The sequence below is a fragment of the Candidatus Ruminimicrobium bovinum genome (assembly GCF_902760015.1).
GTDB classification, from domain to species: Bacteria; Elusimicrobiota; Endomicrobiia; order Endomicrobiales; family Endomicrobiaceae; genus Ruminimicrobium; species Ruminimicrobium bovinum.
In genome coordinates this window covers 1-11,635 of record NZ_CACWEU010000243.1, presented here as the reverse complement: position 1 = coordinate 11,635, position 11,635 = coordinate 1, and the positions used below count along the sequence as shown (strand labels likewise).

At 32.9% G+C, this 11,635-nt stretch carries 12 protein-coding genes and 3 tRNA genes; 9 read left to right on the top strand and 6 right to left on the bottom strand.

Annotated elements, in window-relative coordinates; translation table 11 throughout:
* The first annotated feature begins 197 nt into the window (after nt 1-197).
* The 9 genes from ACMUOV_RS08240 (at nt 198) to ACMUOV_RS08200 (ending at nt 8,137) form a co-directional block, all read left to right on the top strand.
* Entirely contained in the window at nt 198-632 is a 435-nt protein-coding gene (locus tag ACMUOV_RS08240) for an ACT domain-containing protein (RefSeq protein WP_413854658.1), read from the top strand.
* 108 nt (nt 633-740) lie between these two features.
* Nucleotides 741-1,394 carry an HAD family hydrolase gene (locus ACMUOV_RS08235; RefSeq protein ID WP_413854656.1) on the top strand — a complete coding sequence of 218 codons (654 nt, stop codon included), beginning with the start codon at nt 741-743 and terminating at the stop codon, nt 1,392-1,394.
* A gap of 31 nt (nt 1,395-1,425) precedes the next feature.
* Entirely contained in the window at nt 1,426-2,226 is an 801-nt protein-coding gene (locus ACMUOV_RS08230) for an amidohydrolase family protein (RefSeq protein WP_413854655.1), read from the top strand.
* Nucleotides 2,227-2,426: 200 nt separating this feature from the next.
* Entirely contained in the window at nt 2,427-3,707 is a 1,281-nt protein-coding gene (locus ACMUOV_RS08225) for a putative glycoside hydrolase (protein WP_413854654.1), read from the top strand.
* A gap of 42 nt (nt 3,708-3,749) precedes the next feature.
* On the top strand, nt 3,750-4,334 hold the full coding sequence (locus ACMUOV_RS08220; RefSeq protein WP_413854653.1) for an RNA polymerase sigma factor: 585 nt from the start codon (nt 3,750-3,752) through the stop codon (nt 4,332-4,334).
* Nucleotides 4,321-4,758, top strand: coding sequence for an anti-sigma factor family protein (locus tag ACMUOV_RS08215; RefSeq protein ID WP_413854651.1), 438 nt, complete (start codon nt 4,321-4,323; stop codon nt 4,756-4,758). The genes ACMUOV_RS08220 and ACMUOV_RS08215 overlap by 14 nt, the downstream gene beginning before the upstream one ends.
* 53 nt (nt 4,759-4,811) lie before the next feature.
* A tRNA-Val gene (locus tag ACMUOV_RS08210) sits at nt 4,812-4,885 on the top strand.
* Between the two features lie 52 nt (nt 4,886-4,937).
* The gene (locus tag ACMUOV_RS08205) at nt 4,938-6,881 is read left to right on the top strand and encodes a glycoside hydrolase family 2 TIM barrel-domain containing protein (RefSeq protein ID WP_413854650.1); all 1,944 of its coding nucleotides are present in this window, start codon (nt 4,938-4,940) and stop codon (nt 6,879-6,881) included.
* Complete coding sequence (locus ACMUOV_RS08200; protein ID WP_413854649.1) at nt 6,878-8,137, top strand: glycoside hydrolase family 2 TIM barrel-domain containing protein; 1,260 nt, start codon at nt 6,878-6,880, stop codon at nt 8,135-8,137. Before ACMUOV_RS08205 ends, ACMUOV_RS08200 begins: the two co-directional genes overlap by 4 nt.
* 21 nt (nt 8,138-8,158) lie before the next feature.
* Here ACMUOV_RS08200 and ACMUOV_RS08195 read toward each other — a convergent pair whose 3' ends face one another.
* The 6 genes from ACMUOV_RS08195 to ACMUOV_RS08170 form a co-directional block, all read right to left on the bottom strand.
* Nucleotides 8,159-9,154, bottom strand: a complete 996-nt coding sequence (locus tag ACMUOV_RS08195) for an AAA family ATPase (protein ID WP_413854648.1) — start codon at nt 9,152-9,154, stop codon at nt 8,159-8,161.
* A 92-nt stretch (nt 9,155-9,246) separates the two neighbouring features.
* Nucleotides 9,247-9,318: transfer RNA gene (locus ACMUOV_RS08190), tRNA-Asn, on the bottom strand.
* 12 nt (nt 9,319-9,330) lie between these two features.
* A tRNA-Met gene (locus ACMUOV_RS08185) sits at nt 9,331-9,407 on the bottom strand.
* A 77-nt stretch (nt 9,408-9,484) separates the two neighbouring features.
* On the bottom strand, nt 9,485-10,279 hold the full coding sequence (budA, locus tag ACMUOV_RS08180; protein WP_413854647.1) for an acetolactate decarboxylase: 795 nt from the start codon (nt 10,277-10,279) through the stop codon (nt 9,485-9,487).
* Between the two features lie 11 nt (nt 10,280-10,290).
* Nucleotides 10,291-11,238: a bile acid:sodium symporter family protein gene (locus ACMUOV_RS08175; RefSeq protein ID WP_413854646.1), complete on the bottom strand. Its 948-nt coding sequence runs from the start codon at nt 11,236-11,238 to the stop codon at nt 10,291-10,293.
* A gap of 13 nt (nt 11,239-11,251) precedes the next feature.
* Nucleotides 11,252-11,635: WYL domain-containing protein (locus tag ACMUOV_RS08170; RefSeq protein ID WP_413854644.1), on the bottom strand; the 384-nt coding region annotated here is incomplete at its 5' end.

Sequence of the window (11,635 nt, the reverse complement as noted above, 5' to 3'; positions counted from 1 at the left end):
TTTCGCCTTAGCGAAAAATACCGAAAACTCTAAGCTCTAAGCACTAAGCCAAGAAAATGTGTAACATTTTCTGTCTCAGCTATCGTTAAGTCGTGCTTCAAAAGAAATTTTTAAAAGATTTGTTATTAAACTTTTCAGCTACTCAGCTTTTCAGCTTATCGGCTAAAAATCGCTGAGGGCGATTTTTAGGAGGAATAATGAAAACAATTAGCCAAGTATCAATTTTTATTGAAAATACTAAAGGTCGGCTTGCTGAAGTTTGCGGTTTGTTGGGTAATAATAATATAAATATAAAAGCACTTACAATTGCGGAAACTCCGGAGTTCGGAATATTGAGGGTGGTGTTAAACGATACCGAAAAAGCAAAAAAAATTCTTAAAGAAAACGGCTTTATTGCAAAAATAGCACCTGTGGTTGCCGTTGAAGTTTCCGATACTCCCGGCGGTCTTGCAAAAGCATTAAAAGTTTTGGCAGATAATGATATAAACCTTGAATATATGTACGGCTTTGTTGAAAAAGCCAGTGAAAAGGCATTGATGGTATTAAAATTTGATAATGTTGAAAAAGCAATAGATGTTTTACAAAAAAATAATGTTTCTATTGTAGATGACAAAGTAGCTTTAGGATTATAAAAATTGCCGAAGGCAATTTTTAGTTTATATAGGGTTATAAGGTGATAAGGTTATAGGTTTGACCGACAACTGCACACAACAACGATAAAATATTGGAAGAATAGAAGATTGGAAGCAAAAAAGATTAAGAGTTTAAAAAAATATAAGGCAGTTTTATTTGATATGGATGGAGTCATAGTTGACTCCATGCCGTATCATTTTATTTCCTGGTTTGAAACTTTAAAAAAATATGATGTTACTGTTTCTCCGTTTGATATTTATGAGAAAGAAGGCGAGAAATGCGAAACTTGTGTTGAAAGATTTTTTAAAAGAGATAATATAAAATGTAATAATAAAATAATGGAAGAAGTTTTAAAATTAAGGGATAAATTATATAAAAAATATTTTAAAGTTTTTTTGTTTCCCGATATTGAACAGGTTATAAATAAATTAAAAAAAGAAGGTTTTCTTCTTGCAATAGTTACCGGTTCTAACAGAGATAAAGTAAAATCTATGTTGCCAAAAAAAATAATATCAAAATTTGATGTTATAATAGCAGCCGATATGATAAAAAAAGGAAAACCTCATCCCGATTCATATTTGACGGCAGCAAAACAACTGAAAGTTAAACCAAGCGAGTGTATAGTTATAGAAAATGCACCTAACGGAATAAAAGCTGCAAAAGCTGCAAAAATGTTTTGTGTGGCTGTTACTACAAGTTTACCAAAACAATATTTAAAATATGCAGATATTATTTGTAAAAAAGTTAGTGATATATTGTGAATTTTAAGTTAATATAATAAAAACAGGAAAAATGGAAATAATAGATTTTCATACACATTTATGGCCGGATAAAATAGCCGAGAAGGCGAAAGAATTTTTGGAAGCTTCTTACAGAAGACCTATGGCAGCACTTCCGACGGTGGATAATGCAATGGCTGTTATGGATGAGAGCGGAGTTTCAAAAAGTGTTATTGCTTCGGTTGCTTCACGTCCCGACCAGGTAGACCATATAAACAATTGGCTGTTTTCAATAAAATCGGACAGGTTTATAAAATTTGCTTCACTTCATCCTTTTTATGAAAAATGGTCTTATGAACTTGACAGAATTAAAGATAATGCACAGGGAATAAAATTTCAGCCGGAATTTCAAATGTTTTATATTGACGATGAAAGAGTTTTTCCGATATATGAAAAAATACAAAAATTACAAATTCCGTTACTTTTTCATTGCGGGTATGAGCTGTCTTTAACAGGGCTTATTCAGGCAGGTCCGAAACAAATGTTAAATGTTAAAAAACATTTTCCCGAAATAAAATTTGTAGCAGCCCACATGGGCGGTTTTAGAATGTGGGACGGGCTTGAAAAAGATAATGTAATTGTAGGCGACGATTATTTTTATATAGATACTTCTTCTTCAATTATATTTATGCGGAAAGAACAAACTTTAAGGTTTTTTAACAAACATAATATAAATAAAATATTGTTCGGTTCGGATTTTCCCGTAGGTCATCCCAAAAAAGAATTGGAATATATAAAAACTTTAAATATTCAACAGGATAATTTGGAAAAGATACTTCATTCAAATGCGGAAAAGCTATTAAATTTAAAATAAAATTTTATTGATTTTTTATTTTTGACATAGATATGCTTCACCGTTTTTTAGATATAAAAATTTATCTGTTTCCAATCTTAAAATACTCATTTTTTCTAATCTTAAAAATATGTGTGCAAGTTGACAATAAAGCAGTTTTTAAATACAATAAAAGGAAGTATACTGAAGTTTAATTTTAAAAATTTATTTGGTATTTAATTATGAAAAAATTATTGCTTTCGGTTATTTTTATTTTAACATTTTGTATAAACTTTATTTCGGCACAGGAAGTTACAAGTGATAATGCAAAAGGTATGCACCTTACGGCACTTACAATGGGCTCACAATTTTTTAAAGATAAAATAGATGATTTGGTAGATAATACCGAGATGAATGCCGTTGTTATTGACGTAAAGGAAATTGACGGCAAAATTGCAATAAAAGGCGTTGCGGGCGATTTGGCTTATTCAAAAAGTGTTCCGGATCCTATGCAATATGTTCAAAGTCTTAAAGAAAGAAATGTTTATATAATTGCACGGCTTGTTTGTTTTAGGGATAATACAATGCCCAGAAAAAAGCCCGAACTTGCCGTTAAAACGAGTAACGGACAGTTATGGGAAGATTATAAAAAACTTACATGGCTTGACCCGTACAATCAAAAAGCAAGGGATTATATTTTGGATTTGGCGGAAGCTGTAGCCGATATGGGCTTTGATGAAATTCAATTTGATTATATAAGGTTCCCTTCCGACGGTAATGTGGCAGAATGCAGATATAAAGTTGAAAGAACATCAACAACCGCAAGCCAAGCCATAGTTGAATTTTTAAGGCAGGCAAAGAAGAGACTTGCACCTAAAAATATAAAAATATCCATAGATGTTTTCGGGCTTACAACAACTGCAACAACCGATATGGGTATAGGGCAAAAAATTGTTGAAATGACGGAACATGTGGATTATGTAAGTCCGATGGTATATCCTTCACATTACAGAAAAGGAGATTACGGAATACCTCATCCGAATAAAGAACCGTATAGAACCGTATATATAGCTCTTCAGGGTGCAAAAAAAAGAATTCCGGTGGAAAAATTAAGACCATGGCTACAGGATTTTTCAATAAGAGGTGTTAAATACGGCCCGGAAGAAGTTCAGGCACAAATTCAAGCTTGTGTTGATTGTGATGTAACAACATGGCTTTTATGGAACCCGGCATGCAAATATACTAAAGGCGGATTAAAAACAAAAGATAAAGCAAACACTTATGTAAAAAGTTCTACTCAAACGATAAATAAATTATTAAAATTGGATACGGTTAAAAAAAGTACTTCAACAAAAACAAGCATTAACAAACAAAATGTCGGCAAAGCAAATGTTAACAGGCAATCCGTAAAGAATAAATCGAATAAAGTAAATAAAAGTTCAAATTCATATACAAACGATTTGAATAAAGCAAAATTAAATTCAATAAAAAATAAAACTGCAACATCTTCAAAAACAAAATAATTTGTAACATTTTTTTTATGTTGTTGTCTAAAAGGTAGCGGTATGACAGAAAAAGAATTGATTGAAAAAATTGTTGCCGGACAAGATAAGCTGTTTGAACAGATAGTGGAAAAATATGAAAATATGGTTCTTGGTGTTATAACGTCGTTTTGCGGTAATAAACCTGATAATGAAGATATAGCACAAAATGTTTTTGTAAAAGTATTTTTCTCTTTAAGTAAATTTCAATTTGCCTCCTCATTATCAACATGGATATATAGAATAACAATAAATGAGGCAATAAATTTTTCAAAAAAGAAAAAAGCTCCTTTCGTGCCGTTAAGCGAATATAAAGGCGATGATGATGAGGAAACTGATTTTATAGATTCAATTGAAAATAAAAAAGATAATATTGAAAAACAGGCAATTGAGAAAGAGCAGCAGGTTTTGGTTCGTAAAGCAATGGAAAAATTGCAGGATAATTACAGAACAATTTTAACATTAAGAGATATTGAAGATTTGTCTTATGATGAAATAGCAAAAATACTTGATATATCGCAGGATAAAGTAAAAATTTGGCTTTTCAGGGCAAGAAAAAAATTAAAAGATATTTTAGTAAAAGAAGGTGTTTTAGATGAGCTGCAATAAATATGAATTTTTAATTTCTAAAAAAATCGACGGTGTTATAACGGATGAAGAATTATCCGTTTTAAATGCTCATCTGCAAAATTGCCCTAAATGCCGTAAAAACCTTGAACTGTTTCAAAAAACAAGAAATATTTTATTGTCAACAAAAGTTGCACCTAAAAAAACTTCAAATATAAAACTTAAAATATTTGATAAAATAGAACAACAAAAACAAAAAAATAATAAAGTTGTTTTTGTAAATTGGACAAGAAAGCATTTTATTTTGGCAGCAAGTTTTATATTTGTAGTATTGGCATCTTTCGGTATTTGGCAAACATCATCTAAAAATGTAACTCAAACTGATTATTTAAGTTGGTATTACGAATGTGAAAATGCTGATGATGCCGAATATAATTACGGCTATGATTTATTTTTATTGACATAAAAAAAATAAAATGTTAAAATACTTACGTTGTTTTGGAAGTTTTTACCGTCAGTGGGCAGTTAGCTCAGCTAGGGAGAGCATCTCCCTTACAAGGAGGAGGTCGCAGGTTCAATCCCTGCACTGCCCATTTTTTTCACAAAAGTTAAAAATCAATAAATTTCAATAATCGGAGGGCGTGTATGAATAGAACGGGGAGAATACTGTGTTTACTGAGCATATTTACCGTATTAGGTGTTTTTTCGTTAAGTTATGCGGATAATAAACAAACTTGTTTTAAAATAAATACTCCCGGAACGGAAAAATTTGTTCGGTATGAAAAATACGGAACATTTGAAAATGTGGGAACGGATAAATACAAATATACAATTACGGATGCAAAAGGTTTAAAAGATGCCACCGGTGAAGGTATTTTCCCGAATACTTCGGATGTTTATAAAAGCCCTTATTTTAAACAAGTAAAACAAGACGGCAGACTTGACGGCGTAAAATGGGATTTTGTAAATAATACGGATTTTGAAGCTAATTATTATCAATGGGCAACAACCGCCGAAGACCCGGGGGTTAAATTATATTATACGGCACTGGCACTTGAAAATGCGGGTAATTATGAAAGAGCAGTAAAAGCATATTATGCCATATTGGTATTTTTCCCGAGGGCTAAAGGGGTAACTTTTTGGAATACTCCGTGGTATGTAGGACCTGTTGCGGTTGAAAAAATAAAATACTTAACAAAAGAACATCCAGAACTTGGTGTTAAATTGGTTGATGCCGATATTCATATCGACGGTAAATATGATGACGATAAGAATAATGACAATTTTATAATAAATCCCGGTAAATTGGTAAAAGCAAAAAAGAAAGATTGGAATTTAAAACCTGTAAATCTTAAAAAAATAGGTATCAAAAAAACCGTCGGTAAAGGAAACGTTAAGCTTGTAGAATACAACAATAAACATTATCAGTTATTTGTTGACGATAAACCGTTTATAGTTCGCGGTATTTGTTATTCACCGAACCCTGTAGGGCTTTCTCCCGATAACGGAACATTAAATGTTTCAAGGGATTGGATGTTTGCCGATTATAACAAAAACGGTATTATAGACGGACCGTATGAAGCATGGGACGATAAAAATAAAAATGAAATTCAGGATGCTGATGAGCCGACTATAGGTGATTTTCAGCTTATGAAGGATATGGGAATAAATACTTTAAGATTATATCATTATCCGAATTTTAATAAACAGCTTCTAAAAGAAGGGCATGAAAAATACGGATTTATGTATATGATAGGAAATTTTATCGGAATGTATTGTACCGATTCCGGTGCTAAATGGTTTGAAGGAACCGACTATACAAACCCAGAGCAATGTGAAAAAATGATGGACAGTGTTAAAAAAATGGTTGAAGAATATAAAGACGAGGATTATGTTTTAATGTGGGTTTTGGGAAATGAAAATAATTACGGGACAGTCGGTGTTGTGGGTGTTTCGGCAGGAACAGGTTGTAATGTTCGCAAAGATATTCCCGCATATTATAAATTTGTTAACGAATGTGCAAAATTAATAAAAGAATTGGATCCGAAACAAAGACCGGTAGCAATTTGTAACGGGGATCAATTATTTTTAGATATATGTGCTCAAAATGCTCCCGACCTTGATATTTACGGAGCAAATGCTTACAGAGGTAAGGAAGGTTTCGGGGCATTGTGGAAAGATGTTTCCGATTTATATGAAAAACCCGTTGTTATAACCGAATACGGTTGTCCGGCATTCAGTAAAATGTATGATGCCGATGAAAATGAAAGGCAACAAGCTATATACCATGAAGGAAGTATAAAAAATATTCAGGAAAATGTTGCCGGTTACGGTTCGGGAAATGCACTTGGAGGAATAATATTTGAATGGACGGATGAATGGTGGAAGGCAGGTCCTCCTCCTGAATTTGATCCGTCGGTTCATGATGAAACATCACAATGGATGGGGCCTTTTATAGACGGTTGTGCTTATGAGGAATGGTTCGGTATATGCTCGGTAGGTGACGGAACATTAACTCCTTTTAAAAGGCAGGTAAGAAAAGCATATTATTCAATAAAAGATATGTGGGAAAAGTATAAAACAAAATGATAAAAAAAATAATATCAACTTTATTGACGGTTTGTTTATGTGTATGTTCAACAGTTTGTTACGGTCAGGAAGATGATGATTTTCCTCAATCCGTAGAATCTCCTAAATCGGCAACTGTTTATTTGGATAAAACCGATAACGGTTGGAAACTGATGGTTAATGGAAAACCTTATATCGTAAAAGGTATCGAATATTCCGTTTCAAAGGTCGGTGAAAAACCTGCAACTAACGATTGGATGTTTCAGGATGAAAATTATAACGGAAAGCCGGACGGACCTTACGACAGTTGGGTTGATTTAAACGGAAATAATTATCAGGATATTGAAGAAAAAAATATAGGTGATTTTGCATTGCTTAAAGCAATGGGATGCAATACGATAAGAATTTATCATTGTGAAAAAATAAATAAAGAAATTCTTAGGGATTTGTATAAAAATTACGGCATAATGGTTATAATGGGAAATCTTTTCGGTGCTTATACAAAAGGCAGTGATGCTACCTGGTCAAAAGGAACCGATTATACAGATAAAGAACATAGAAAAAATATGTTAAAAAGTGTTAAAAATATGGTTGAAGAATATAAAGATGAACCGTTTATTTTAATGTGGATGTTGGGGAACGAAAACGATGTTGACGGTAAACAAATAAATTCAACTGCAACAAATACAAATGCAAGTTCAAATCCGGAAGAGTTTGCAAAATTTTTGGAAGAAGCTTGTGTTGCAATAAAAAAGATAGATAAAAATCATCCCGTCGGTGTATGTAATGCTACCACAAAATTTCTTAAATATTATAAACAGTATTGTCCGAGTTTGGATATATTCGGTATAAATCAATATACCGGGCCTTTCGGTTTCGGTAATTTATGGGCAAAAGTTGAGCAGGAACTTGATAAGCCGGTTTTAATTACCGAATACGGTTGTGATGCTTATAATACAAGTAAAAATACTTCAAACGAAGCATACCAGGTAAAGTATCATAAAGGTGCTTGGAAAGATATAATCGGTAACAGTTATTTAAGTAACGGAACCGGTAATTCTTTAGGCGGTGTAATTTATTGTTGGCTTGACAAATGGTGGCTTATAGGAAGCCCCAGTGTTCACGATACGATTAACGGTGCATGGAAAGGTGTTACGATTGACGGTTTGTTTAACGATGAATGGTTGGGTATATGCAGCCAAAGCAACGGAAAAAACAGCCCGTTTCAAAGAATATTGAGAAATGTTTTTTATATGTATCAGGAACTTTGGAAATAAAAAATTGCTTAAAGCAATTTTTTACGGAACTTCAACCCCGTCAAATATTTGTTTAATAATATCGTCGCTTGTTAAACCTTGTGCATCGGCTTCATAAGTGGTAAGCACTCTGTGCCTTAACACATCGTGTCCGATATCTTTAATATCTTCAGGTGTAACAAAACCTCTTCCGTTTAAAAATGCCAATGCTTTACCGGCCAAATTCAAGTTAATTGTCGCTCTCGGCGATGCTCCGAAAGCTATAAGGTTTTTTAATTCCTTTAAATTATATTTTTCGGGATATCTCGTTGCAAATACTATACTTACTATATAATTTTTAACTTTATCGTCAACATAAATTTCATCTACGGCTTTTTTGGCTTCTTCCAAATCCTGCAAAGTTAAAACGGAATTTACTTCTATTTTTGTTCTTGAAGAATATCTTGCAAGAATTGTTTTTTCTTCTTCTTCAGTGGGATAACCTAATTTTAACTTTAACATAAATCTGTCAACCTGTGCTTCGGCAAGCGGATAAGTTCCTTCCTGCTCTATAGGGTTTTGTGTAGCCAAAACCAAAAAAGGATCCGGTAATTTATAAGTTGTATCACCTAATGTAACTTGCCTTTCCTGCATGGCTTCCAAAAAAGCACTTTGAACTTTTGCAGGTGCTCTGTTTATTTCATCGGCTAAAATAAAGTTAGCAAAAACGGGACCTTTCTTAACGGTAAAGTTACCTTGTTTTGCATCATAAATTAATGTTCCGGTTAAATCGGAAGGAAGCAAATCGGGGGTAAACTGAATTCTTTTAAAATCACCCGATACCGCTTTTGCCATAGAATTTACGGCTAATGTTTTTGCAAGCCCTGGAACACCTTCAAGTAATATATGCCCGTCGGTGAGTAACCCTACAAGCATTCTTTCCAAAATATATCTTTGTCCGACGATAACTCTTGATACTTCACTTAACAAACCCATCATTGCAGATGATTGCTGTTTTACTTTTTCATTTAATGCTTTAATGTCAATACTTTCTGCCATAATATACTCCTTTCGGTTTATTATTTAACATATTTTATTTATTATATCTTATTCAAAACACATTATTCAATATTTTTTTAATAATAAAAAAACTCCGACAGTAGGACTCGAACCTACAACCCTCCCGTTAACAGCGGGATGCTCTACCATTGAGCCATGTCGGAATCAGGTATACTTGGTTGCGGGGGTAGGATTTGAACCTACGGCCTTCAGGTTATGAGCCTGACGAGCTACCGGGCTGCTCCACCCCGCGATTATTCAAATATGATACTTTTTTTTATTTTGTTTGTCAATATTTATAAAGCAAAACAATATACTGCTTTTGCATATTTATTTTGTTTCCACCTCATGCACATCTTTGCTCATATCTTTGGAAAGCGGAAGTTTTTGGAAATTTTCTTTTTCACTTAGTTTCATTTCAAATTTTGTTTTTTTACTCAATTGGACCGTTGCTTTTTTTGCGGAAACTTCAAGTAAATGTCCGCCGTTTTTTTTGCTTGAATTTATGTAATGGAAATGCCATCCTTGAGAATTAAGTTTATCCATAAAATCAGGACAATACAAACCGACTATCGTTCCAGTTTCGTTTTCGGCATTAAAAAAAGTTTGGTCTGTTTCCATAGCTTTTGCAAGCGGTTTATACGGTTCTTTTTGTGCATATTCGCTTCTGTAAGTAAGTTTATCAAAAGCTCCGTCTATTCTAACAAAATAAAATAAATTTCTGCCGTTTTTATTTACTATGTTGTCAAGCTGTTCTTTAAGGTTATCGATGGAGGTTATATTTTCAAACTCGGCACTTATATCGTTGTTAAAAAATGCTACCGTTGCATAAGGAATTGTTGTATTATTGTCGGGAACCAATACGGAGCTGTCATGAATTGCCTGATACACAACACCGTCAAGCATAATAAGTTCACCGTTTACGGCTTCAAAACAACCTATACCGAAATCACCGTTTTCTTTAAGTTCACCTACCGTGGAAGATGGATAATAATAACCCTGCATAAGTGCTTGCAGTGTTGATATTTGGAATAATGTTTTATTGCTTGCATTGTTTGCCGAATAATGTTGGCTGCATCCTGTTAAAATAAAAAACATGGTAAGAACAAAAAATAATTTTTTCATATAAATCTCCTTTAATTATATTTTTTCCCGTTCCAACGGTTATATATATTTGCTAAAATTGCTCCGGAAATATTATGCCATACGGAAAATATTGCACCGGGAACCGTTGCCATAGCCATTGACGAAAACGATGTGTTTGCAATACTTGTTGCAAGCCCAGAATTTTGCATCCCTGTTTCTATAGAAAGTGCTTTTATCTTTTGCTGGTTGAATTTTAACATTTTACCTAAAGCAAAACCGAAAGCATAACCTAAAATATTATGCAAAATTACAACGGTAAATACAAGCAACCCCGTTGATAAAATTTTTGATGCATTATGAGATACCACCGATGCAATAATCATGCAAATACCGATAACCGAAACAAGAGGAAGAAGTTTTATAATTTTTTGTGTAAAGCCGATAAAAAATTTATTGATAATAAAACCTAAAACTATTGGAATTATTACAACCGTTACAATGGAAACAAACATTGAAACAATATCGACATTAATTGTTTTACTTAATAAAATATAAGTAATTGCAGGTGTAAGAAACGGTGCAAGTAATGTATTAACACTCGTCATACTTACCGACAATGCAACATCTCCTTTTGAAAGATATGTAATAACATTGCTGGAAGTTCCGCCGGGGCAAGTTCCCACAAGAATAACACCTGCGGTAAGTGCGGCATCAAGGTTAAATATTGCACTTAATATAAAAGCAAGTGCAGGCATTATTGTAAACTGTGCAATACAACCCGTAATAATATCTTTAGGGCGGGTAAATATAAGTTTAAAATCTTCAAATTTTAGTGTAAGCCCCATACCGAACATTATAACCATAAGAAGCCAGTTTATCCACGATAACGAAATCCATAAACACGCTTTCGGAATAAACAAAGCAACCGCCGTAATAACAAGAACTATCACAGCCATATATTTCCCGACAAAACTACTTGCTTTTATTAATAAATTCATTTTTTAAAACCTGTTACTTTAGTTTTTTTTGATAATCTTCTATTCTTGTTTTAATGCTATCAATTAAAGATTTCGGTTCTTTTACTATTATGTATGGAATCCATTGAAGTATTGTATGAAGAATTTCTTCTTCTTTGGCAAAGTAACATTCCAAAACCATATCGCCTGTTTTATATTCCTTAACTATTTTCTGTTTCGGAAAGTAATTCTTTTCTTTAAAATATTTTGATACTTTTTTATCTACGTTTAATACGGCTTTTTTATCTCTTTTTGTTTCAAACCAAATATTTACACTTTCATTTAATATGTGTTGTAAATTCTTAGGTTTTGTAAATGTTTGTTCCAAAACTTTGCAGGATGTTATCTTTTCCAACCTTAACTTTAATAATCTGTTTTT